Below are 23,439 nucleotides of genomic sequence, written 5' to 3' on the forward strand. Positions count from 1 at the left end.
GTAAAAACCCCTCTGGCTGAATAAGCAGCAGAGGGGTTTTTGCGTGTGTGGCTCAAAGCGATTAATGGTCGCCTGTGTTTCCTTTGGACGGGTTGGTGATGACGAAGCCTTCTTGCGGCAGATACAGGTAGTCGACGATGATGCCGTCCAGAAGCGGCTCGTCTTTTTTCACGACAACGTCGATTTCCTTGTCAGTGGAGACTACTTCATCCTCTTCGGTCGGTTTGTCCAGCGCCAGGCCGTAGTGTGCATGATCGCCGTGCGCGTGAGTGATATAGACACGCAGCTTCAGGTCTTTGTCTTCTTCCTGCTCCATGATCGTGGTCAGTTGCTTCGCTGCATTGCGAGTGATCTTTACCTTCATCGGTCAAGTCTCCTAACTGTATGTATGTAAGTTTCTTCTCCATCTTAGCAAAGAGGGAATTGCAGATGCAATGTGGAAAGTGTTCTGGAACATAGAGTTGCTAGACGAACATGCGGAAGGGGACGCTTTTATGAAAATGGATTTGCGCAGCGATACCGTCACGAAACCGACTGAAACGATGCTTCGCGCGATGGCGGAAGCCGAAGTGGGCGATGATGTTTATCGCGAAGACCCGACGGTAAACCGACTGGAGCAGCTTGCAGCGGAACGGCTCGGGAAGGAGGCGGCCTTGTTTGTCACCAGCGGCACACAAGGCAACCAGGTCGCTGTGCTGACCCACTGTGTCAATGGTGACGAGGTGATCGCGGAAGCGGAATCGCATATTTTTTATTACGAAGGGGGAGCGATGTCGGCTCTGGCTGGCGTGCAAACCCGGACACTCGCGGGAGAGCGCGGTGCCTTGCGCCCGGAAGACGTGGAAAAAGCGATCCGCGGCAACAACATTCATTTTCCGCGAACGAAATTGATTTGCCTGGAAAATACGCATAACCGGGCTGGAGGCGCGGTGGTCACTGTCGAGCAGATGAAGGGCGTCTATGACGTGGCGCAAAAGCACGGGATTCCGGTTCATCTAGACGGGGCGAGGCTGTTCAATGCGGCGGTCGCCCAAGGAGTCGACGTTTGCGAACTGAGCCAATACACGGATACCGTTCAAGTTTGCCTGTCCAAAGGGCTGAGTGCGCCCGTAGGCTCCATTTTGGCTGGGGACCGCGCTTTTATCGAAGAAGCGAGATGGTGGCGAAAAAAGCTCGGCGGAGGCTTGCGCCAAGCGGGCTATTTGGCTGCGCCGGGAATCATCGCCTTGACCGAGATGGTCGAGCGGCTGCGTGAAGATCACGAGCGGGCACAGCAGTTGGCCGCAGGCTTTCGCAAGCTGTCCCTGACTGTCGAGCCTGTCGAGACGAATATCGTGCTGGTCAGGACCGATTCGATCCAGGAGACAGCGGTTGACTTTTTGCAGCGGCTCGCAGACAGAGGGGTGTTGGCGGTCGACTTCGACGAATACGTGATCCGCTTTACGACGCACCGTCATATCGACGAGCAAAGCGTCGCCAAAGTGCTGGAAGTCGTAGAGAAGCTGCTGGGAGCAGCGAAGTGTTCCGGGTAACGATACAGGCTGTTTGAGCGAGAGCGAAAAGCCAGTCCAGCACCAGACAAGGGGCGGACTGGCTTGTTGCTTGGGAAGCGCCGAAGAAATAGAACGAATTTTTTGGCAATATGTATAAAAATCTTTCGCCGCTAGCACATGATTTTCTACCAACTCGTCCGATTCCTTTTTTGCGGTGATGCGATAGCATGGTGGAGAGTAAAAGACTGTCAATCAGTCATCTTCGCGAACTCGACACAGACGAGGAGGACGCGAGAGTTGAAGAAACGAACAGGCGCGCTATTGATTGGGTTTCTGATTTTTCAATTCGTTGCAGGCTGTAGTTCGTCCCAGCCGTCGGCAACTGACAACCAGGGCACAGAAACAACGAAATCCGAGCAAGCCAAAACGCAAGAGATGGTCTTGAACTGGAATGCGGAAGGGGGAGAACGCCGACGGCAGACCCGGGCCTGGCATCAGACGGGACTTCCTTTGACGTGATTACGGCTTGTTTTGAAGGGCTGACGCGCTACGGGCCTGACGGAAAGATTGCGGGAGCGCTGGCCGAGAACTACTCCGTTTCCCCCGATATGCTGATGTACACGTTTCAATTGAAAAAAGGCGCCCTCTGGTCCAACGGTGATCCCGTCACCGCGCACGATTTTGAATTTGCCTGGAAGCGCAATCTCGACCCGCAAACAGGCTCAGAGTACGCCTACATGCTTTATTTCATCAAAGGAGCGGAAGAATTTAACACGGGAAAAGGAAGCAAGGATGCCGTCGCGGTCAAAGCGCTCGATGACCACACGCTGGAAGTGCAGCTCAATTCGCCCGCGCCGTTTTTTTACGAGCTGACCGCTTTCCCGACGCTGTTCCCGCTGCACCAAAAAACGGTCGAGTCCAATCCGGGCTGGGCGGCTTCTCCCGAGAACTACATCGGAAACGGCCCGTTCAAGATGGATGTTTGGGAGCATAAAAACAAGCTGGTGCTGGTCAAAAACGACAAGTACCATGACAAAGACGCGGTGAAGCTGGACAAGATCGTCTGGAGCATGATTACCGACACCAACACGTTGCAAGCGCTGTTTGATTCCGGCGATCTCGATTGGGGCGGCCACCCTGCCTATACGCTGCCTGTCGATTTGCTGCAAAGCTTGCAGGATGAGGGCAAAATTGTGCTCGACCCGTATCCGAATACCGTAGCGGTTACGTTTAATACGACCCAGCCGCCGTTTACGAACAAAAAAATTCGCCAGGCGTTTTCCTACGCGATTGAGCGCCAGCCGTTGGTCGACGGAATTGTCATGCCGGGTGTTCCCGCTGCCTACGCCTGGGTGCCGCCCTCGATGAAGCTCAGCAGCAACGATTACTTCAAGGAAGATGCCGCCAAGGCGAAGGGGCTGCTCGCAGAAGGCTTGAAAGAGCGAAAAATAAATCCAGAAAGCCCCCGTCTGTCCAAGAGCGGCTCTTGCGGCATGGCGGGGGTTTTTCTCCGTCGTTCGCGTGTATTTCCCTTCTTCCAAAGAAATACTATAGCCATTGACTGTTGAGGGAAAAGAGGGATGAACATGATATCGGCCAAAGAGCGTGAGCGGCTGCAAAACCAGATGAAGCGCGACGAGAGCAAGATCGTCAACATCGTTCTCCAAAATGCGCAGCAGGTAGCAGGAGAAATTGAAAAAGCCACCCACCAGGGCATTTACATGGTAGATGGCCGTTATTACGGATACGAAGAGATCAAGGAAATCAACGGCTCGCTCTAGCCGAAAACGGACACGTCGCCAAGCCAGCCGAGTCTGGAAGCGGCTACAGGCGCGGCGGCGGGAAAAAGTGGCGAAGGGCATCCGGCAGCTCCTTTTGCCACAGGCCCCAGACGTGATTGCCCGGCTTTTCGGCATAGGACAGGTTGGCCTGTTTGGCCGTGAGCAGCTTTTTCGCTTCCCGGTTCCATTCGACGAAGTCAAACGTTCCGATATGCGTCTCCACGGCGGTTTCGTCCAGTCCCACGACCATCCAGATGCGCAGCCAGGACAGGCTCTCGCGGCTTTGGATGGCGTCGAGCGTCGGCTGGAAAAAGGCTCCCGACAGCGCAAGCACCTGCGAAAACAGCTCAGGCTGGTCCAGGGCGAGATGCAGCGCCACAGTGCCTCCGAGCGAATCGCCTGCAAGCACGCGGGACGCTTTGTCGCGCCTAACGGGATAGCGCTCCTCGATGTACGGCAGCAGCTCTTCGCAAAAAAAGCGTTTGTACGCTTCGTTTCTTGCGCCGACGGGGGAGTATTCGCTCGTCCGCTTGCTGCGGTCTACCGAGACGCCGACGACGAGGAACGGCTCGATGCCTTCCTCCAAAATGAGCTGGTTGGCGATGGTAGCGATTCGTCCCATCGTAAAAAAGTCATTCCCGTCCTGGCAGTAGACGACAGGATAGGACAGAAGCTCGTTGTAGCCCGGCGGGAGGTACACTTTGACCGAGCGGGGAGTGTCCACATGAATGCTTGGCACTTCTTCTTTTATGATCGTTCGTTTTACATATTCAGACATCGATTTACACTCCTGTTTGCTCAAATGTAAAACTAAGCCTTGAAAAAAACTGATACAGCTTTTATAGTAAATGATAACAGAGAGGAAATAAACCCTGTAATATCAATACTATAACACATTAAACAGACAATTTGTCTGCAGTATAACAGGGTGGTGCAAACGGCGCTGTAAGCCCTTTCTTGCACGAGACAACTTTTCTTCTGCTTTTTCCATTATTGGGGACACTTCCGACATCGTTCGCACTCGCCGCCATTGATTGAGCATCTGCTCGGTGAAACGCGGCAGGGCGCACGGCAGGCAGGAAGCCCCTTATTCTAGTGACGAGGTGAATGAGATGAGCGTAACCACTGCTGTTGAACAAACAGAGAACAACGCCCCGCTGCAAATTCTTGCACCGGACGGTACGGTTGTTCGTCCTGACTTGATGCCCGAGCTCTCTGATGATGAGTTGCGTGAACTGATGCGTAGAATGGTCTTTACCCGCGTGTGGGACCAACGCGCTATCAGCCTGAACCGTCAAGGTCGTCTCGGCTTTTACGCGCCTGTAGCGGGTCAAGAAGCAAGCATGATCGGCTCCGAGGCAGCGCTTTCCAAAGAAGACTTCATCCTGCCAAGCTACCGCGACATTCCGCAAATGGTATGGCACGGTTTCCCTATGCACAAAGCGTTCCTCTACTCCCGCGGACACATCGAGGGTGGACGGATTCCGGAAGGCGTCAACGTACTGATGCCACAAATCATCATCGCTGCGCAATGTACGCAAGCGACAGGTGTGGCGATGGGCTACAAGCTGCGCGGCGAAAAGCGCGTGGCGATCAACTACTTCGGTGACGGGGCAACCTCCCAAGGTGACTTCTACGAGGGCATGAACTACGCAGGCGTTTACAAGCTGCCTGTCATCTTCTTCTCGCAAAACAACGGTTACGCGATCTCCCTGCCGTTCGAAAAGCAAACGGCTTCTGAAAACATCGCCGTAAAAGCAGTGGCTGCCGGTATCGCCAGCGAGCGTATCGACGGTATGGACATCCTCGCTGTTTACTACGCGGTGAAAAAAGCGAGAGAGCGCGGCGTGAACGGCGAAGGCGCGACACTGATCGAAGCGCTGACCTACCGCTATGGTCCACACACCATGGCAGGTGACGACCCAACCCGCTACCGCTCTGGCGAAGAGCAAAGCGAGTGGGAACTGCGCGATCCATTGATCCGCTTCCGCAAATTCCTCGAAGGCAAAGGCCTCTGGAGCGAAAAAGACGAGGAAGCTGTCATTGAAGAAGCAAAAGCAGCAGTTGCGGACGCGATCAAAAAAGCGGACGAAACGCCGAAAATGAAAGTGACCGAACTGATCGATGTAATGTTTGAGACACTGCCGCCTGCACTCGAAGAGCAAAAGGCAGAATTCCTGGCGAAGGAGTCGAAATAAGCCATGGCACAAATGACAATGGTTCAAGCCATTACGGATGCAATGCGCGTAGAGTTGAAGCGCGATGAAACCGTACTTGTCTTCGGGGAAGACGTAGGGAAAAACGGCGGGGTATTCCGTGCGACAGAAGGTTTGCAAGCTGAATTTGGCGAGCAGCGCGTATTCGATACGCCGCTCGCTGAGTCCGGAATCGGTGGACTGGCTGTAGGCTTGTCCATCAACGGCTTCCGTCCTGTAGCGGAAATTCAGTTCTTTGGCTTCGTTTTTGAAACATTCGACGCGATCGCTTCCCAGGCGACTCGTATGCGCTACCGTTCCGGCGGTCGCTTTTCCAGCCCGGTAACGTTCCGCTCCCCATTTGGTGGCGGCGTGAAAACACCTGAGCTGCACGCTGACTCCCTGGAAGGCTTGATGCTGCAAACGCCGGGTCTGAAAGTGGTTATCCCTTCCAACCCGTACGATGCAAAAGGTCTGCTGATCTCCGCGATTCGCGACAACGATCCGGTCGTGTTCCTGGAGCACATGAAGCTGTACCGTTCCTTCCGTCAAGAAGTGCCAGAAGGCGAGTACACCATCCCGCTGGGTAAAGCGAACGTAGTAAAAGAAGGCAGCGATGTTACCATCATCACCTATGGTGCTATGGTGCATACCAGCCTGAAAGCCGCAGAAGAAATCGAAAAAGCGCGCGGCGCGAAGGTAGAAGTCATCGACCTGCGCACCATCAGCCCGCTCGATATCGACACCATCGTCGCATCCGTGAAGAAAACAAACCGTGCGATTGTCGTGCAGGAAGCGCAAAAAACTTCCGGTGTTGCTGCGGAAATCATCGCGCAAATCAACGAGCGCGCCATTCTCCACCTCGAAGCGCCTGTGCTGCGTATCACTGCGCCGGATACAGTCTATCCGTTTGCACAAGCAGAGGATATCTGGCTGCCTGACGTGAAACGCGTGGTAGACGGACTCACGCAAGTGCTCGATTTTTAATCGGAAACAGACATAATGGCGGAAAAGTTGAGAGCTTTCCGCCTTCTTTCCGAAATTTGCAGGCTGTTCATTGAAGCGTAGTGTTTAAAAGGAGGAGATACTGTGAGTCGTTTTACATTCAGACTCCCGGAGCTCGGCGAGGGTATCCATGAAGGCGAAATCGTCAAATGGCACGTACAGCCCGGAGATTCCGTAGAAGAAGACCAAGTCATTATGGAAGTGCAAAATGACAAGGCGGTAGTAGAAGTTCCATCGCCTGTAAAAGGAAAAGTTGTCGAGCTGAAAGTGACAGAAGGGACTGTTTCTGTCGTCGGCGATCCTTTGATCGAGTTCGAAGTAGAAGGCGAAATTCCGAACCTGCCAGACCACGGTCACGGCGATGCGCATGGGGCTGAAGCTGCACCAGCTCCTGCTGCTGACAAAATGGAGCCAGGCTGCGACATCGGCTCCCAGGTGAGCGCAAATGCAAACCAGGCGCTGGAAACGCCAATGGCGCCGCAAGCGACAGCGACAGCGGTTGCCGCTCCAATCGACCGCAAGCACGTGTTGGCTACTCCTTCCGTGCGCAAATACGCGCGTGAAAAAGGCGTGCAGTTGACACTGGTACCTGGTACGGGCAAGCTCGGCCGCATCACCCGCGAAGACGTAGACCGCTTCGTAGCGGGCGGCGCTGTCGCATCCGCTCCTGCCGCACAAGCAGTAGAAACGGCTGCTCCAGCAGCAGTCGAAGCTCCGGCAGCGGCTCCAACTGGTGTTGCCCAAGCAGCATCTGCGCCAACCGTTCACTACAGCGCACAAGCTGGCGAACTGGAAGAGCGCGTTCCGCTGAAAGGCATCCGCAAAGCGATTGCCAAAGCAATGGTGAAATCCGCTTACACAGCGCCACACGTAACGATCTTCGACGAAGTGGACGTAACCGCGCTGGTTGCGATGCGCAAAGATGCGAAACCACTCGCAGAAGAGCGCGGCGTGAAGCTGACTTACCTGCCAATGATCGTGAAAGCAGTCGTAGCGGGTCTGAAAAAGTTCCCAGAGCTGAATGCTTCCATTGACGATGAAAAACAAGAAATCATCTACAAAAAATATTACAACATCGGTATCGCGACTTCGACAGAAGACGGCCTGCTCGTTCCTGTCGTCAAAGCGGCTGACAGCAAGTCGATTTTCCAAATCGCTGGCGAAATCAGCGAGCTGGCGAAAAAATCCCGCGAGCGCAAAGCGAGTGCTGACGAGCTGAAAGGCTCTACCTTCAGCATCACCAACATCGGTTCCGCTGGCGGCATGTTCTTCACGCCGATCATCAACTACCCAGAGGTTGCAATCCTCGGCGTTGGTCGCATCAGCGAAAAACCAGTGGTGAAAAACGGCGAAATCGTGGTTGGCCAAATGCTGCATCTGTCCTTGAGCTTTGACCACCGCTTGGTTGATGGCGAACCTGCGCAGCGTTTCGTCAACTACGTGAAGCAGCTTCTGGAAAACCCGACGCTGCTCGTCATGGAGGGATAAGAGACAATGGTAGTAGGTGAATTTACGACAGAAGTAGACGTGCTCGTCATCGGTGCGGGCCCAGGCGGATATGTGGCGGCGATTCGCGCCGCCCAACTGGGGAAAACCGTAGCGGTTGTGGAAAAAGCAGAGCTGGGCGGCGTGTGCCTGAACGTAGGTTGCATTCCTTCCAAAGCGATGATCCATGCGGCACACACGTATGAGCACGCCCAACATACCGAATCCATGGGGATCACCATGGAAAACGTCAAAGTGGATTTTGCCAAAGTCCAGGAATGGAAAAGCGGCATCGTGAAGCAGTTGACAGGCGGCGTTGGCTCCCTGTTTAAAGGCAACAAAATCCAGGTAATCCCAGGTGAAGCGCTGTTCGTCAGCGAAAACGAAGTGCGCGTCTTCCACGGTTATGACGTGAACCGCTATCGCTTCGAGCATTGCATCATCGCGACCGGATCCCGCCCGATCGAGCTGCCTGCCTTCCCGTTCGGCAAGCGCGTGCTGTCCTCGACAGAAGCTCTGTCCTTGACCGAGCTGCCGAAGAGCATGGTCGTGATCGGCGGCGGCTACATCGGCATCGAGCTGGGTACGGTGTTTGCGAAATTCGGTACCAAAGTGACGATTCTCGAAGGCTCCGATCAAATTTTGCCTGGCTTTGAGCCAGACATGCCGCGTCTCGTGGAGCGCAAGCTGAAAAAGCTCGGCGTGACCATCCATACCAAAGCGCTGGCGCAAGGCATGGAAGAGACCGAAAACGGCGTGATCGTGAAAGCCGAAGTCAAAGGCGAAGCGCAACAAATCGAGGCAGAATACGTGCTCGTCACCGTTGGCCGCCGTCCGAACACCGATGAGCTGGGCGTTCGCGATATCGGCATGAACTTGACCGATCGTGGCCTGATCGTCGTTGACAAGCAAGGCCGCACGAACATTCCTAACGTGTACGCGATCGGGGATATCGTGCCAGGTCCTGCGCTCGCACACAAAGCTTCCTACGAAGGAAAAGTGGCTGCCGAAGCCATTGCCGGACATCCGGCTGAGGTGGACTACAAAGCGATTCCTGCGGTTGTCTTCTGCGATCCGGAAATCGCAAGCGTGGGTATCAACGAACGAGAAGCAAAAGAAAAAGGCATCGATTATGTGGTGGGACGCTTCCCGTTTGCTGCAAACGGCCGCGCTCTGTCTGTCAACGCAGGCGAGGGCTACGTGAAGCTGATTGCGGAAAAAGGCTCCAACCTCGTCCTTGGCGCGCAAATCGTAGGTCCGGAAGCTTCCAACATCATCGCGGAAATCGGCCTGGCGATCGAAATGGGCGCTACGCTTGAGGATATCGAGCTGACCATCCACGCTCACCCGACACTCGGGGAAGTGACGATGGAAGCGGCTGAGCTGGCGCTGGGTCGTCCGATCCACGTGATGAAATAACAGCGGCACCTGCGAAAAAAGCCTTGTTCCTATACGGATACAAGGCTTTTTTCTTCCACATCTTACCCTTTCCACCTGTTCTTATATAATGTAAAATAGTGGGAGACTGACGTGGGTGGAGGCTTGGCAGCATGGAAACTACGAGTAAGATGATTGATGACTTGCGCCAAAAGCTGGAACGTGCAGCCAAAGAAGCAGGCTACAATTTTCTTGACCCAGAAATCGTGAAAATAAGTCAGCAACTGGATAAATTGATCGTTGCGCATATGTTGCATGAAAAACGCCCTTCTTAAAGGGCGTTTTTAGTGGAAAAGCTCAGGAGAAGGAGTACAGCAGGTGAGCGTTCGTTCCCTTTTTGCTGAGACAAGGCTCCTGGGCATAATAATAGCTGGGATACAGGATTAACTGCTGCGCATGGTCGTCTGGGCCATGGCTCGGATATGTCAGGTGGCAAGTCTCTTCATCCAGGGAGAAGGCGGGAGAGAGCGACTGCAGGTAGGAAAGCAGGGCAGGAACGCTTTGCACGGCATAGTAAATGCGCTCCGCCTCTTTCACAAACTGCGGCGCGATGCTCTCCCAGTTCTCTTCAAAAAACAGTTGCCAGTAAGACGAGACGAACAGGCTGAAACGGCCTTTTACATAATCAGAGTCTTCCTTTATGTCCAAATACACTTGCGGAATCTCGTGCTGCTGCATCCATTGGTCGAGCATCGGAGTCACACTGCGGACAAATTGCTCGGTCGGCAGCGACACGAAGTATTCGTATTGATCGTCCACTCCCATCACGCCTTTTGTCTGGACGGGATCGAAGGAGTCGGGGAGACCATAGCGGAAGAGCGGGAGCAAATACTGCCATTCTTGCTTGAGGCGAGCGGATTCAAATTGCTCCAGCTTGTCCTCTGACCATGAAAAGAAGCGTTCAGGGGGAGTCGGCTGGGCGAGAGTGTGCAGGCTGGCTGCCAGCTCGTACAAAGGAGAGACGCTGTAGCTGATCGCGTTCGAAAGCGGGCCGTTGCCCGGAAGTGGAATGGTAATCATATTGGGCTAAACCTCCATTATGGATACTGCATCCATCATAGAGCATCCCTGTGGGACAATTCAATCATTTTGTTGTAAGAAAAAGGAAAACCCGAACGGACTGATTCCGCTCGGGCCTTTTAGCCAACAGCTTACCCTTCCCGCGTTTTGATGGAGCGGGAATGATTTTTTTGCTTGACTTTTTTGGAGCCAGCCAGCGGTTCGCCGGTCTGCTCCTGTGGCTTTGCCGCATTGTTGTATGTTTGGTGCGGATTTTCGTCGAGAATATGATCCTTTTCCATCAAATCATCTCCTTCTTTTCGTAGTTTGTCGCAATCCGATGGTGACGAACCATAGGAAATGCTGGTATTCTATAAGGAAGCGTGTCTGCGATTAGTAGGAATTGATATGTTGTCAAAAGAGCAGATAGGCCCGATACTGTTTATGTAGCGTCCGTTTGATTATGTAAACAAGAACCGCGCTTTTTTACGGATCTGAAAGGAGCAGCCAATGCCACTGTTGATTGCGCCCGTGTTTAATTCGATGACGACACAGCCCATTCGGATCGAGCTGCCTAATGCGTATTACTTGATCTCGGGGGCTGAGCGGCCGTACGAGATAGCTTCGCGTTATTTGCGAAACGAGATGGACGAGAACAAGCGCATTTTCGATTCGCGGGTCAACCGCAACAGCCTGTTTTTGGTTGCGGAGCACGCGGAGATGAAAGTGACGGATGACCGTCCATGGATCGAAGAGATCGAAAACAAGCTGAATTTGTCCGCCATAGATGGGACATGCTCGATTCCGTACGTCCTGACGATCAATGGCAACATGTGCGGGATCACGTACTTGAAGCGCTCCCTCGACGGAAGCAAATTCGAGTTTGACGAGGCGACCCAAAACGTGTTCGAGCGACTGATAAATCATCAACTGCCGTCGCTTGCTTTTCGCCGTTATTCCCTGTCGCTGGAGAAAAAAAGCAACGAAGACCAACTGCTCGATTTGTGGATTGCTCTGGAGTCGCTGTTTGCTCCCGACGGAAAAAAGGGCGAAATCACCTATAAATTGCGGGTGCGAATGGCGTATTATTTTGGAGAGTCGTACGCGCAGCGGCAAAAAATTGCCCAGTTTGTAAAAAAATCGTACAATCATCGTTCAGAGATCGTGCACAGCGGAAAAATGTTCGGCAACAAGCTGACAGATGAAGTCAATACGCTGCGGTTGATGGCGAGAGCGACGATTCTGAATACGGCGATGCACGGCATCAGCCTGCAGGATATGCGCGTGAGATTGGACGAGTTGATATTGACAGGCGAAACCTATGCACAACGGTATGCGCCGTCTTATTTTGAAAGTATTATTTTGTAGACCTCACAGAGGAAACAGGAGGAAGCGTTTGCATGAGTGTTTTGATTGTGGAAGATTTGTCCCATGGCTTTGGGGATCGCATTTTGTTTCGGGACGTGTCCTTTCGCCTGCAACCGAACGACCGCGTAGGTCTTGTGGGGGCTAACGGAACAGGCAAATCTACGATGATGAGCATTTTGACCGGACAAAACATCCCGGACAAAGGCCGCATCGAATGGATGCCGAAAATCCAGTACGGCTACCTCGACCAGCACACGAAGCTGCAAGCAGGGAAGACGATTCGCGACGTACTCAAGGATGCGTTCTTGCCGCTGTTGGAGCAGGAGCAGGAGCTGATGGCGATCGGCGAAAAAATGGCCGAGGCGTCGCCGGAGGAACTGGAAGAACTGCTGGAGCGCATGGGAGAAATTCAGGATAAGCTGGAGACGAGCGGGTTTTACCTGATCGACGCCAAGGTGGAGGAGATCGCCAACGCGCTTGGACTAAGCGCGATTGGGCTGGAGCGCGACGTCGCGTCCTTGTCCGGCGGTCAGCGCACAAAAGTGCTTTTGGCGAAGTTGCTGCTGGAGCAGCCGACCGTCCTTTTGCTAGATGAGCCGACGAACTACCTGGATGAAGAGCATATCGGCTGGCTGAAAAACTACTTGCGGGAATATCCGTACGCCTTCATCCTGATTTCCCACGACACGGCGTTCATGAACGAAGTCGTCAACGTCATTTACCATCTGGAGTTCACGAAGCTGAACCGTTACACGGGGAACTACGAATCGTTCCTGGCGCAGTCCGAGATGAAGCGCAGCCAGCATTTTGACGCGTTTGAAAAGCAGCAGGAAGAAATTGCGCGCATGGAAGATTTTATCGCCCGCAACAAAGCGCGTGCGTCCACGACAGGCCGCGCGAAAAGCCGCCAGAAGCAGCTTGACAAAATGGAGCGGATCGACAAGCCGGAGACAGCGGCGAAGCCTTCCTTCATTTTCAAGGAAGCACGCGCGAGCAGCCGCTTTGTCATCGAAGCGGAAGACCTGGAGATCGGGTATTCGCATCCGCTGCTGCCAAAGCTGAGCGTGAAGCTGGAGCGCGGCGAAAAGGTAGCGATTGTCGGGATGAACGGCGTGGGGAAATCCACTCTGTTGAAAACGTTGCTCGGCATCATTCCGCCGCTCGGAGGCAAGCTGGAGCAAGGCGATTTCCTGCACCCGGCCTACTTTGAGCAGGAAGTCAAGCCGAAGCCGATCACCGCACTGGACGACGTCTGGAACGAGTTCCCGTCGATGAACAACCACGAGGTGCGCGGAGCGTTGGCGCGCTGCGGCCTGAAAAACGAGCATATCAACCGCAACATGAACGCCCTGTCCGGGGGCGAGCAGGCAAAGGTGCGCCTCTGTAAGCTTTTGCAGCGCGAGAGCAACTGGCTTGTCTTTGACGAGCCGACGAACCACCTGGATGTAGTCGCGAAGGAAGAATTGAAGCGGGCCTTGAAAGAATTCAAAGGCACTGTCCTGCTCGTCTGCCACGAACCTGAGTTTTACGAGGATTGGGTCACGCAGACGTGGGATGTAGAAAAATGGAGTCTAGAGCAAGCGAAAACTCCGATTAAACTGTAAAAACAAACAGGCAGCCACATTCGTGTGGACTGCCTGTTTCATTTGGCAAAAAACTACGTGGAAAGCGATCAGGTAACGGCGTTTCGCATGCGAATCATAGAAAATTGCAGGCTGCTGTCGAGCAGCGCTGCTTTTAGCGGCATCAGGGACGGGGTGATCCGCAGTTCAATGTTCGCCTGCGCGAGCCGGGCGAGCAAGTTGCCCATCGCGGTGACCTCCACAGGCTGAACGGACTTGCTGGAGACGAAGTAGCCCGCCCCTTCGTCGAGACAGGAAAACAGATCGGCAGCAAACGTGTACTGGTAAAGCACGGTCGTGGCAAGCGTACTGTACCAGCGGCTTTCTATCGCAATGACCATCCTGGCACTGCCAAGGCCGAGAAAGCGCTCCTTGTCTGCCGCAGTCGAATCCGCTTTGGCATAAAAAGCAATGCGCGGCCAGTCGCGCGGGAAGTAGTACATCGGCGCGCGTTCCGCGTCGATTGCCCAGACCGAAGGAGGCAGGCTGGGATGGCTGGGATGCGCGCGCGGGTGAAACGTCGCAATCGAAGGGTCTTCACTGTAATGAAAGACGTAGTCCATGGCAGCTCCTTTCGTGGACCGTCTGACGAGGGCTAAATCACCGCCCAGGCGTTCGGGAGGTAGCGGCCGCGGTAATACGGGCAAGATGTTTTCGTAATCGCCTCGCCGTTGTACAGCATCATCGAGCTGGAGCCGCCGTCCATCGCCATGGCGGTTACGATGCCGCGCTCTTCCAGCAATTCTGCCAGGTCGTTCATGCTCGCGCCGATTGAGTGGCCAGGCTGGCGGCCATCGATGACGACGAAGACGATCGTGCCGTCCGCTTTTTGCCCAATCGCTGTTCGCGGCTGGATGCCCCAGCTTTTCGCAGGCTTGTCCTTGAACAAGTTTTTCCCGTTCACAATCAGTTGCGGGCGGAAGCTCATCGCATCGCGAACGCCCATTTTCACCAATTGCTCGGCCGTATAGCTGCCGGTAATCAGTTTGCCGTCGTAGGTGATGCCCAAGGCAGTTTCTCCGCTTTTCGGATTGTAGCCCTGGAGAATTTTCCCGTCGTGGATCACCACGCCGTATGCTTTGGCGCCTTTTCCGTAGCCATCCGGGTCGGCGAAGCCGCTCGCGTTGACGATGCCGATGGCGTTTGTCTTTTTGACGAACTCGTCGAGCAGATCGCCGCGGTCCTTGCGGTTGGTGACGACTAATTGTACCCGTTTCGGGTCGCTGATGTACATGATTTTTCCTTTGAAGTAGTAATTGCCTTTGGAAACGTCGATGTCTTCCACCTCGATCAATTGTTTCGGCTTTTCCGGTGGCGTTTCGACCACGGGCTGCTCCTGCGGCGATTCTTCCGGCTTGGCTGTTTCATCCGGCTCGGAGTTGATGACTTCCGGGTTGCGGATTTGTTGCTTCAAGGCGTTGAGCTTTTCTTCCGGCAAAAACGTGTACGGTGCCCAGTAGTCGTGCTGCGTCGTCAGGAGCGTCCCTGCCGCCCACTCGCGCAGCTCCTCGCCGCTTCTGGTGCCAAACAAAAAGATGATCCCGATGAGTGCAAGCGTAGTGCAAGTCAAGGCCGACGCCAGTATCAGGCGCTTTACCCAGCGCCAAGGTCTTTTTCGTGTTGCGAGCTTGCGCGATCGCGCGCGTGACAAGGTTTGCATGAGTCCTCCACATCCATCTGACAATATGATTGGTTATTCCTTATAAAAGGACGAATGAATGGGTAAAAAGTTTCAGCAAAATAATAAAGGATCACCAGGGGGAAAATAGAAGCGGGAGGTGATGGCTGTGCGCGGCTATGATGAAGCTTTTCAACAGGAAGTAGAGGAGTATCGGAACAATCCCGACAAGGGCACACGCAACCAGACTACGAGTCGGGACCGTCACGACCTGGCCGAAAAGCAGGAAACCCGTAAGGACTCGAACAACGGGTAAAGCACGGCAGGCGAAGTCCGAAACACGGATTTCGCCTGTTTTTCCACATCCGGGACTTGCAGCCTGGGCAAGCGGTCATTCGTGAGCCGGGCCCTCTGTTATACACGGGCAAAGTGTGGTAAGCTTACCCAATGTACGAATATACGCCAGGAGGGTTCTTGTGAGCACCACGTTTGCTGATTTACAAATTAGCGCGCCGCTTGTTGCGATTTTGCGCGAACGAAAAATGGAGACGCCGACCCCCGTGCAAGCAGAAGCGATCCCGTTGATCGCAGCCGGGCGGGACGCCTTGATCGAATCTCCGACAGGGACAGGCAAAACATTTGCCTATTTATTGCCGCTGCTGACAAAAATGGATCTGGATAAAAAGGACGTGCAGGCGCTTGTGCTGGCGCCGACGCATGAGCTGGTCGTTCAAATTGCGAAAGAAGCCGAAAAGCTGTTGCCAGGAGCCGATCATGCGGTCGTTCCGATCATCGGCGGTGTCGATGTCAAGCGCCAGGTAGAGCGTTTGAAGAAAAAGCCGGTGCTGGTTGTCGCCACGCCAGGCCGTCTGCTGGAGCTGATCGAGCAGCGAAAGCTGAAGGTGCACGAAGTCAAAACGGTAGTCGTGGACGAAGCGGACCGAATGCTCGATGCGGGCTTCGGCAAGCCGGTCCAGGAAGTGATGAAAAAAACATTGCGCGACACTCAGCGTCTGCTGTTTTCCGCGACGATTTCCGAGCAAATTGTCGAGGCGGCCAAAGCTTTTACAAAAGACGCTGTGCTTGTGCGGGCGCAAGCACCAGAAGGCGCAGCCGGAGTCGCCCATCTGTACCTCGTCTCCGATCCGCGCAAAAAAGTGGACACGCTCAGACGCTTGCTGCGGCTCGTCAATGTTCGCTCCTCGATCGTGTTTGTCAACCAGATCGAAAAAGTGGACGAGATTGTTTCCAAACTGAACTACCATCATCTGGCCTGCCGACTGTTGCATCGCGATGCGTCCAAGGAAGAGCGGGCGCGGACGCTCAAGCAGTTCCGGGACGGCGTGTTCCCGGTATTGATTACGACAGACGTGTCCGCACGCGGCATTGACATACCGGAAGTGGAATGCATCGTGCATTACGACCCGGCACCAGACGCAGATACGTACATTCACCGCAGCGGACGCACGGGACGGATGGGACGCGCCGGTCTCGTCTTTTCGATCATCAGTCCGCAGGAGCGGTTTATCATCCAGAAGTTCGCCAAACAGACAGAGCTTGCCATCGCAGAAAAAGTGATGTCGCACGGCGCCCTGGAAGATCCGCGACCGGAGCGAAAGCCAGCAGGCAAGCCAACGGCAAAAGGCAGACCGCAAAACCGCCAGCCGGAAGCGGGCAAGCCGGTTGCCGCGAAAAGCGGCTCCTCCTCAAAACGCGTACATAAGAAGGGCGGCTTTGGAACAAAGTAGGACAAGAGGTACACATCTTGTCTGCAGGAGGTTTCCATGCGCAAAGATCGCTTGTATGAAGAGGATTTGCTGGTGAACGGCACGATCGGCGGAGAGGTTTTGTCGAAGCAGGAGCGGCAGGTGCTTCGCCGCGAAGCAGGAGAATTGAAGGAAAAGATGGAAGCGGCCAAGCAGGAGCCGATTTCCGAGTAACCAAAAACAAAGGAAAGAGCAGAGCAGCCGACGCAAGCGGTGCCCTGCTCTTTTTGCCTAATGCTCGTCGCGGGTGAGATTGCACTGCTGCAAAGGAATCACCTTTGTCTTTTTCACGAATTTATAGCCGAGCCAGAGCAGGAGGAACATGGGCAAGCCGATGTAGGAGACGAGAATGCCGTTCCAGTCGATCGTCTCGCCTGTGAATGCGCTGTAGTTTTGCCCGACGATAATCACCGTACAGAGAATGAAGGCGAACACGGGGCCAAACGGATACGCTTTTGCCCGATACGGCAAGTCGTTCAGATCGCGGCCTTGGGCGACATACGCCTTACGGAAGCGGTAGTGGCAAATAGCGATGCCGACCCAGGCGATGAACCCGGACATGCCGCTGGCGTTGAGCAGCCACATGTACACGACGCCGTCGCCAAACAGCGACGCCAGAAAAGCGAGCATGCCAACCGCCGTAGTCGCGTACAGCGCGCGTGTCGGGATGCCTCGCGCGTTGATTTTGCGCAAAAACTTCGGGGCTTTGCCTTCCATCGCCAAAATCCACAGCATCCGCGCCGAGGCGTACATCCCGGAGTTGCCACAGGATAAAACGGACGTGAGAATTACTGCATTCATCACGGAGGCCGCGAACGCCAGCCCCGCTCTTTCATAGACGAGCGTGAAAGGGCTTACAGAAATGTTTTCCAAATCGCCGCTCATCAGGTTCGGGTCTGTGTACGGGATGAGCAGGCCGATGATTGCAATGGACAAAATGTAAAACAGCAAAATGCGCCAAAACACTTGCCGGATAGCTCGCGGCACGTTCACCCGCGGGTTTTCGCTTTCGCCAGCCGCGACACCGACCAGCTCGGTTCCCTGAAACGAGAAGCCCGCGACCATGAACACGCCGATCATCGCCATAAAGCCGCCGTGAAACGGAGCGTCGCCGACCGTGAAGTTTTTAAAGCCGACCGCTTCGCCGCCCATGATGCCGACGATCATCATCAGCCCGATCGCGATAAAGCAGATAATCGCAATCACTTTGATGAGTGCAAACCAGTATTCCCCTTCGCCGTATGCTTTGACGGAGAGGAAGTTCAGCGCGAACAAAAGTGCGAGAAACAACGCGCTCCACAGCAAGGAAGAGCTTTCCGGCAGCCAGAACTTCATGATGAGCGCGGCAGCGGAAATCTCCACGGCGATCGTCACCGCCCAGTTGTACCAGTAGTTCCAGCCGAGCGCGAAGCCAAGCGCCGGATCGACGAAGCGGGAAGCGTACGAGCTAAACGACCCTGAAACGGGCAGGAACGTAGCCATCTCGCCCAGGCTTGTCATCAAAAAGTAAATCATGATGCAGATCAAGCCGTAAGCCGCAAGCGCACCGCCTGGCCCTGCGGAGTGGATCGTCGAGCCGCTGGCGAGAAACAAGCCTGTACCGATGGAGCCGCCGATGGCAATCATCGACATGTGCCTTGCGCGCAGCCCTCTTTTCAACTCATACTGCTCTTTGTTCTCTCGTGTGTGCAGTGGAGTATGACTCAATATGATGCCCCCTTTTTTACAGCGAATGAAAATTTATAATATTCAGGTTACAAATAGGATAGTTGATTTGGAGCCGATAATCTATTCGACGGGGTGTCATAAAAATGGGAGTGATTATTATCCAACATGTACAAAAATCCCCTTTTTCCTCACTGGGAATTGGCTGCTGTCCATGCACATAAAAAAGCAGAGCAGCCGTTGTCGGGACGGCGCTCTGCTTTTGCCGGGGTCATGTTTGCTGCGGGCGACTCTCGCTGCGCTCGTGGCGTTGCAAGTACAGCGCAAGCTCCTGCAGCCATTCGCGAACGCTGCCATAAGGCTCGTCCATCTGGAGCAGCTTGCGAATCATGCTGCGGATTTCTGGAGACAGCGCTAGCTCCTCCTCCCAACTGCGTTCCGGCGCGCCTTCCTCGGGAGAGTAGCCGGAATAGAGCAAAAACAGGAAAAAGTGCCCAAGCGCATACAAATCGCTGGCAGGCGCCACTTCGCGCTTCAACTGTTTTTCCGACGGATAGGCGCTGAGCGATTCGGCCATGTACGTCGGCTTGTCGCCGATGAACCGCGCCAGCCCGAAGTCGATCAAATACGGCTGTCCGTCCTGCCAGATGACGTTTGGAATGCGCACATCGCGGTGGATCAGCCCCTGGTCGTGCAGATGGGCAACGAGTTGGCCGATCTGCTGCATGTAGCGGGCGCACTCGTACTCATCCACTGCGATGCCGCGCTCGAACAGCATCTCCTCCAAAGTAGGCCCTGACAAATACGTCATCACGAGAAACGAGTCTTTGCGATACGTAAAGGCGTCCAGGCAGCGAGGAAATTGCGGATGGGACAAGGAGGACAGCACCTTGCGCTCATACGCTTGCATGGCCGCTCCCTTTGGCGTATGGCGCAGGCTGGGCTTGACCTGCTTGAGCACGACCTGTTCTCCTGTAGGCGTGTGGGTGGCGAGATAGGCGATTCCGTAGCTGCCCATCCCGAGTACGTGCTGAATGTTATAAGCGCCGATCGTCGTGCCCGGGCGATAGGGCTTGTCCAGGAAGGTGTTCGTCCACCATTCTTTTACGTGCGTCCACATAGCCGCTTCTCCTCCTGTTGTCATCTTACCACGAATGGAAAAAGCCTGACCTTTTTTCGTGCAGGTTTGCTATAATCAGGTTCGGTACATGTAGACAGGAGCGACGAGTATGAATTTTATCATTGACTGGTTATCCTTTTATTTGATTGAACAGCCTGAGGAAGAAGACGGCATCAAGCAGGTGCGCATGACGCGCTACCTGGGCCATGATGAATATCAGCGCAGCGAGCTTCGTGACTTTTTGGACGGGGAGTTTGCCCGCATCGCCAAACGCAAGGTCGAAATGAATCCGAAGACGGAAGGGACGCCGACCAAGCTCGGCCAATTCGTGGTGGAGCCGGGACATCCGCTCGACTCCAATCCGAACTACGCGCTGCTGAACCGCTTGCTTGCGGCCGAGACGCCCGGCGAGAGCAAGGAGCCGTGCCAGGAGCTGGTGCAGTCGTACTTGCGGACCTCGCAGGTGCGGGGCGGCGTGCTGATTGTCGTGCGCACGCGCCTGGAGCTGCTTGATGAGCGCTACGTGTTTATTTTGAAATGCGATTTTGAACAGAAAACAGCAGTCATTACGGATGAAAAGAGCCTGATTTCCAATGTGCGTATGGCAATCAATGCGAAAAACATGAAGTCGCTGATGTATCCGTACATGATCGAATCCGGGATGAACGATCCGTATCATGTGAAAATCCATCAGTTTTCCCATGCGCGCTACTTCGAGGAATTTTTGCGCTTTATTGAATATCCGCAAACGGTGACGCAACTCGTCTCCGATGAGGTCATTTCCTTGGCCCGTCAGCATATCGAATACACGTATCCTGAGGAATCCGAGGAAAGGGTGCGGGAGGAAGAAGCGATCGAACTGATCGCAGCAAGCCCGAAGCGGGAGCTGGCGGAGAAGTGGGAGCACGAGACGGTCATGGAAGCGATGCACATCATTACGGACCGCCAGCCGGAAGTCGAACTGAAATTCAAGCTCGATCACATGCAAATTCGCACGCTGCTCGCCGATTACGGCTCGAATTTGCACATTGCCAAGGTGAACGGACGGTATTTGGTCGTGTTGGAGGGGGAGCAGCTCCAGTTTGAGCGGGGAGTGTCTCCGGTGGAGTTTGCGAAGCCAAAATCATTGGCCGAGGTCGTCAAGGAGATCGAGGAGCGCAGCAGCCACTACGCCCAGCCAATGGTCAGCATGCCAAGCGCCGTCGACGATACACCGCCTTGGGACTAAACGAAGGGGGGGACTACCGCCATGCAGGAAAAAGGACTGACTCTGATCGGGCAGGAAAAAAACGTGTACCCTGTCTTGCGCCATGCCTCCATCGCAGAAAAATTCCCTGGTCGCTTCGTCGTCCGGGAGCACACAGCAGATACGCGCGTGCTGTATGCGCTTGACCGTGGCGAAGGCTACGCGCTGATTGAGACGGGCATGCTCGCTCAGGTCGGTTGGACAAACGAACAGCTCCACCAGTACGCGATGGACAATTTGCAAAAGCTGCCGTACACGGTGAAAACGCAGGAAGTGGCGGGCAACCGGATTCATTTTATCAGCCCGCTGGACGGCTACGCGGCAAGCCGGATTCTCCTGGACTCTCTGCTGCGCCGGTTTGACCAAGAAAAACGTGGAGACTCGCTCGGCGTGGCCATTCCGCATCAGGATGTGCTGATCGTAGCGGACATGACCGGGGAAGTCGGCGCGAACTTGCTCGCCCGCCTGACCTACGATTTTGCCTCCAAAGGCCAGGTGCCGATTGCCGTGTTGCCGTTTTTTTGGGAGGATGGAGAGTTGACACCGTTTCTCGTCGTCTCGCACGACAAAGACAGCAAGCCGAATAACAAGTAGAAAGCGCGAGGGGCTCTCGCGTTTTTTGTTTTGCAGCCGGGCAAGCAGGGGTTAATGCAGGCTCTAGCGGTCGAAGTTTGTTGCTTTTTTTGTCTGAGTTATCTTGTGGTAGAATCTGACTGGAAGCAAAAATTGCCAGGCAGGTCTGAAAAAGGGAGCGTCACTATATGCACATGCGCAACTTCATGATTGGCCAATACGGTCAATTCGATCACAAAAAGTACAAACGAGACTTTAAAAAAGGGTTTTACGGAATCGAGGCGTGTCTGCTTGCCGCAGAAGAAGACGTTCAAACCTTGCAGCGGGAAGCGCAAGTTAAAGGTTTTCAGATCGGCGTTCATTTTCCCCTCAGGGCGGGAGAATCTCCATTCAGGGACGCGTTGTTCATGCACCCCGATGATGGACTGCGAAGCGAAGCATTTGCGCTTGTCGAGCGCGAATTGCAGTACATGCAAGTGCTCAAGCCCGTTTATGTTTTGTTCCATTATCCAAAGCCCGTCATTTTGGACGATCGCGTCGACTGGCAAGAGTGGCGCTTTGCAGACGCCAGCGAGTACGTTTTTGAATCGGAATATTCAATTTCCGCTTTTGTGGAAAGAAGCGAGAGGTTGTTTGCTTGGCTAAGCGAAAAGGGAGAGGCGTATCAGTTTGTCCCCGTCTTGGAATTTGATGCGCTCAATCGGTACGTATATGAGACAGATGTGGTAGAAAAACTGCTTATGAAATAACCGAAGATCAAGCTGTGCCTGGACAGCGGCCGACTATTTTTGCAAGACAAAATCGACCCGCACTTCGATTCGAGGCGAGTGGTGAAGATGTATGCGAAATACGCCTGGAGTCTCCATCTGTGGACGATGAAAGCGACGGATGTTTTTTCCCACAATCATTATCCTGTGCTGCCAGCCTGTAAGCCTGAATTTGGCTGGGCGCCAATCGAAGACTACTTGCGGATTGTGAGGGAGATAAACTCGGATGTCAAAATTATGTTCGAGCATCGCTCCGAGCTGATCGACGACAAGCAACTGATGACCTGCTACACCTGGGTGGAACAACTGCTGTACGGGGAACGGGAGCGGGCCGATAGCTAAGCCAATCTACTCGCCAAGCAACAACTCCACAAACCGTCCCGCCTCGTGAATCAGCCAGTAGGGCTGCCGCGGTCCGTATATGTACAGGTCTGTCGCAACAGTAAGCATGTTGCGCACACGCTGCTCATCTCCCATCATGCGGGCACACACGCCCATGACCATCCACGGATACGTGTCGCCAGTCACAAACGCATCGAAGCGAGGAAATGCTTTCGTTATCCGCTCATAGAGCATGGAGGGGACTGTAGGCTCGCACAAGCTGTACACAATTGGAAACGCCTGTGAGGTGATATCTGGATACCATTTTCGCCAGCCGGGATGGGAGCGGTCGTACATCGCGTACGAACGGCGCAGGCGGCTGTACATGCCGGCAATTCCGGCCTTGCAGGCGGCGGCGCGCACAGAAGCCTCCTGTGCCAGCAGCGCATTGCCGAGCGAGGCAAACAAGTAGTGCGCGTCATCCAGTCCTTTAGCGACCTCGCAATTGTCCATCAAATATTTGACGCGAAACGAATGTTTGGCCCAGGTCAGGCCGTCTGTTTGCTGCAGCCGGGCAATCCCTTGCAGCAAGTACGCGAGCACGTCCTGATTGGCTTCGAGCCAGGAGCAATCGCCTGTGCTGCGGGTCCACTCCGCGACGACAGAGAAAAAAGTCGCGTGGTAGCTGTCTTCGCTGTCGGCTGTCCCCGTGTCGAGCTCTTGTCCGCGATCGAGGCGAAAGTCGTTGATGTAACCGTCCGCATTCAAATGCTGCACATACCAATCCATGTAAGAGCGGACCGCCTCCCACTCTTGCAGCCGGACAAGCGCGATCAAGGCCAGATTGGTAAAATACGGATTGATCTGATCCCGGCCAGGTCCCAGCCGAAAAGCCCCGCCGGGAAGCTGGCAGGACAAAAGATAGTCACGTTGATGGGCAAGCAGGTCGCTGCGGGCGTCGTACATAGAGGTGTGGCC

The 23,439-nt window shown here is 54.4% G+C and carries 27 protein-coding genes; 18 read left to right on the forward strand and 9 right to left on the reverse strand.

Features of this window, described 5'->3' with window-relative positions; genetic code table 11:
• Positions 1–61: 61 nt before the first annotated feature.
• A complete protein-coding gene (locus BA6348_RS13910; protein ID WP_005835790.1) occupies positions 62–364 on the reverse strand; it encodes a HesB/IscA family protein in 303 nt (100 codons plus the stop codon).
• A 130-nt stretch (positions 365–494) separates the two neighbouring features.
• Here BA6348_RS13910 and ltaE point away from each other — a divergent pair, with 130 nt between their 5' ends.
• From ltaE to BA6348_RS13925, 4 genes are all read left to right on the forward strand, one after another.
• Entirely contained in the window at positions 495–1,532 is a 1,038-nt protein-coding gene (gene ltaE, locus BA6348_RS13915; RefSeq protein WP_026557287.1) for a low-specificity L-threonine aldolase, read from the forward strand.
• Positions 1,533–1,790: 258 nt separating this feature from the next.
• Entirely contained in the window at positions 1,791–2,012 is a 222-nt protein-coding gene (locus tag BA6348_RS27360; RefSeq protein WP_005835787.1) for a hypothetical protein, read from the forward strand.
• Positions 2,009–3,061 carry a peptide ABC transporter substrate-binding protein gene (locus tag BA6348_RS13920; RefSeq protein WP_242507350.1) on the forward strand — a complete coding sequence of 351 codons (1,053 nt, stop codon included), beginning with the start codon at positions 2,009–2,011 and terminating at the stop codon, positions 3,059–3,061. The genes BA6348_RS27360 and BA6348_RS13920 overlap by 4 nt, the downstream gene beginning before the upstream one ends.
• A gap of 12 nt (positions 3,062–3,073) precedes the next feature.
• Positions 3,074–3,274 (forward strand): hypothetical protein, encoded by a 201-nt coding sequence (locus tag BA6348_RS13925; RefSeq protein ID WP_007786962.1) that lies wholly within the window; start codon positions 3,074–3,076, stop codon positions 3,272–3,274.
• Positions 3,275–3,317: 43 nt separating this feature from the next.
• On the opposite strand, the gene BA6348_RS13930 is transcribed toward BA6348_RS13925, so the two are convergent.
• A complete protein-coding gene (locus BA6348_RS13930) occupies positions 3,318–4,052 on the reverse strand; it encodes an alpha/beta hydrolase (RefSeq protein ID WP_005835785.1) in 735 nt (244 codons plus the stop codon).
• Between the two features lie 334 nt (positions 4,053–4,386).
• On the opposite strand from BA6348_RS13930, the gene pdhA reads away from it, so the two are divergent.
• The 5 genes from pdhA (at position 4,387) to BA6348_RS13955 (ending at position 9,671) form a co-directional block, all read left to right on the forward strand.
• Entirely contained in the window at positions 4,387–5,472 is a 1,086-nt protein-coding gene (gene pdhA, locus BA6348_RS13935) for a pyruvate dehydrogenase (acetyl-transferring) E1 component subunit alpha (RefSeq protein WP_007786964.1), read from the forward strand.
• A 3-nt stretch (positions 5,473–5,475) separates the two neighbouring features.
• A complete protein-coding gene (locus BA6348_RS13940; RefSeq protein ID WP_005835781.1) occupies positions 5,476–6,456 on the forward strand; it encodes an alpha-ketoacid dehydrogenase subunit beta in 981 nt (326 codons plus the stop codon).
• A 102-nt stretch (positions 6,457–6,558) separates the two neighbouring features.
• Positions 6,559–7,962 (forward strand): dihydrolipoamide acetyltransferase family protein, encoded by a 1,404-nt coding sequence (locus BA6348_RS13945; RefSeq protein WP_122952629.1) that lies wholly within the window; start codon positions 6,559–6,561, stop codon positions 7,960–7,962.
• 6 nt (positions 7,963–7,968) lie between these two features.
• Entirely contained in the window at positions 7,969–9,378 is a 1,410-nt protein-coding gene (gene lpdA, locus BA6348_RS13950) for a dihydrolipoyl dehydrogenase (protein WP_005835777.1), read from the forward strand.
• 131 nt (positions 9,379–9,509) lie between these two features.
• Positions 9,510–9,671, forward strand: a complete 162-nt coding sequence (locus BA6348_RS13955) for an aspartyl-phosphate phosphatase Spo0E family protein (protein WP_007786969.1) — start codon at positions 9,510–9,512, stop codon at positions 9,669–9,671.
• Positions 9,672–9,693: 22 nt separating this feature from the next.
• Here BA6348_RS13955 and BA6348_RS13960 read toward each other — a convergent pair whose 3' ends face one another.
• Together BA6348_RS13960 and BA6348_RS13965 are read right to left on the reverse strand one after the other, a co-directional pair.
• Complete coding sequence (locus BA6348_RS13960; protein WP_005835775.1) at positions 9,694–10,416, reverse strand: hypothetical protein; 723 nt, start codon at positions 10,414–10,416, stop codon at positions 9,694–9,696.
• 131 nt (positions 10,417–10,547) lie between these two features.
• Complete coding sequence (locus BA6348_RS13965; RefSeq protein ID WP_005835773.1) at positions 10,548–10,697, reverse strand: small acid-soluble spore protein P; 150 nt, start codon at positions 10,695–10,697, stop codon at positions 10,548–10,550.
• Between the two features lie 208 nt (positions 10,698–10,905).
• Here BA6348_RS13965 and BA6348_RS13970 point away from each other — a divergent pair, with 208 nt between their 5' ends.
• A complete protein-coding gene (locus tag BA6348_RS13970) occupies positions 10,906–11,763 on the forward strand; it encodes a HEPN domain-containing protein (RefSeq protein ID WP_005835771.1) in 858 nt (285 codons plus the stop codon).
• A 32-nt stretch (positions 11,764–11,795) separates the two neighbouring features.
• On the forward strand, positions 11,796–13,367 hold the full coding sequence (locus BA6348_RS13975) for an ABC-F family ATP-binding cassette domain-containing protein (protein ID WP_122952630.1): 1,572 nt from the start codon (positions 11,796–11,798) through the stop codon (positions 13,365–13,367).
• 68 nt (positions 13,368–13,435) lie between these two features.
• Here the strand turns inward: BA6348_RS13975 and BA6348_RS13980 are convergent, their stop codons facing one another.
• Together BA6348_RS13980 and BA6348_RS13985 are read right to left on the reverse strand one after the other, a co-directional pair.
• Positions 13,436–13,948, reverse strand: coding sequence for a DUF6886 family protein (locus BA6348_RS13980; RefSeq protein ID WP_122952631.1), 513 nt, complete (start codon positions 13,946–13,948; stop codon positions 13,436–13,438).
• A gap of 32 nt (positions 13,949–13,980) precedes the next feature.
• Complete coding sequence (locus BA6348_RS13985; protein ID WP_122952632.1) at positions 13,981–15,045, reverse strand: phosphodiester glycosidase family protein; 1,065 nt, start codon at positions 15,043–15,045, stop codon at positions 13,981–13,983.
• A gap of 127 nt (positions 15,046–15,172) precedes the next feature.
• Between BA6348_RS13985 and BA6348_RS26725 the strand changes: the two genes are divergently transcribed.
• The 3 genes from BA6348_RS26725 to BA6348_RS26730 all read left to right on the forward strand — a co-directional run bounded on the left by BA6348_RS26725 (position 15,173) and on the right by BA6348_RS26730 (position 16,943).
• Positions 15,173–15,319 carry a hypothetical protein gene (locus tag BA6348_RS26725; protein WP_165328990.1) on the forward strand — a complete coding sequence of 49 codons (147 nt, stop codon included), beginning with the start codon at positions 15,173–15,175 and terminating at the stop codon, positions 15,317–15,319.
• Positions 15,320–15,479: 160 nt separating this feature from the next.
• Entirely contained in the window at positions 15,480–16,751 is a 1,272-nt protein-coding gene (locus BA6348_RS13990; protein WP_122952633.1) for a DEAD/DEAH box helicase, read from the forward strand.
• Between the two features lie 36 nt (positions 16,752–16,787).
• Positions 16,788–16,943, forward strand: coding sequence for a hypothetical protein (locus BA6348_RS26730; RefSeq protein ID WP_165328991.1), 156 nt, complete (start codon positions 16,788–16,790; stop codon positions 16,941–16,943).
• Positions 16,944–17,000: 57 nt separating this feature from the next.
• Here the strand turns inward: BA6348_RS26730 and BA6348_RS13995 are convergent, their stop codons facing one another.
• Positions 17,001–18,401 (reverse strand): amino acid permease, encoded by a 1,401-nt coding sequence (locus BA6348_RS13995; protein ID WP_051353887.1) that lies wholly within the window; start codon positions 18,399–18,401, stop codon positions 17,001–17,003.
• Positions 18,402–18,705: 304 nt separating this feature from the next.
• A complete protein-coding gene (locus BA6348_RS14000) occupies positions 18,706–19,554 on the reverse strand; it encodes a serine/threonine protein kinase (protein ID WP_005835757.1) in 849 nt (282 codons plus the stop codon).
• Between the two features lie 109 nt (positions 19,555–19,663).
• On the opposite strand from BA6348_RS14000, the gene BA6348_RS14005 reads away from it, so the two are divergent.
• The 4 genes from BA6348_RS14005 (at position 19,664) to BA6348_RS27840 (ending at position 22,482) form a co-directional block, all read left to right on the forward strand.
• Positions 19,664–20,782 (forward strand): DUF3900 domain-containing protein, encoded by a 1,119-nt coding sequence (locus BA6348_RS14005; protein WP_007786985.1) that lies wholly within the window; start codon positions 19,664–19,666, stop codon positions 20,780–20,782.
• Positions 20,783–20,803: 21 nt separating this feature from the next.
• Positions 20,804–21,394, forward strand: coding sequence for a DUF1444 family protein (locus tag BA6348_RS14010; protein WP_122952634.1), 591 nt, complete (start codon positions 20,804–20,806; stop codon positions 21,392–21,394).
• Positions 21,395–21,561: 167 nt separating this feature from the next.
• Positions 21,562–22,122, forward strand: coding sequence for an apurinic/apyrimidinic endonuclease family protein (locus BA6348_RS27835; RefSeq protein ID WP_307723502.1), 561 nt, complete (start codon positions 21,562–21,564; stop codon positions 22,120–22,122).
• An 81-nt stretch (positions 22,123–22,203) separates the two neighbouring features.
• Positions 22,204–22,482 carry a hypothetical protein gene (locus BA6348_RS27840; protein WP_307723501.1) on the forward strand — a complete coding sequence of 93 codons (279 nt, stop codon included), beginning with the start codon at positions 22,204–22,206 and terminating at the stop codon, positions 22,480–22,482.
• 6 nt (positions 22,483–22,488) lie between these two features.
• Here the strand turns inward: BA6348_RS27840 and BA6348_RS14020 are convergent, their stop codons facing one another.
• On the reverse strand, positions 22,489–23,427 hold the full coding sequence (locus tag BA6348_RS14020) for a prenyltransferase/squalene oxidase repeat-containing protein (protein ID WP_122952635.1): 939 nt from the start codon (positions 23,425–23,427) through the stop codon (positions 22,489–22,491).
• Positions 23,428–23,439: the final 12 nt, after the last annotated feature.

Origin of the sequence: Brevibacillus agri, from assembly GCF_004117055.1 — a bacterium.
Taxonomy (GTDB): Bacteria; Bacillota; Bacilli; order Brevibacillales; family Brevibacillaceae; genus Brevibacillus; species Brevibacillus agri.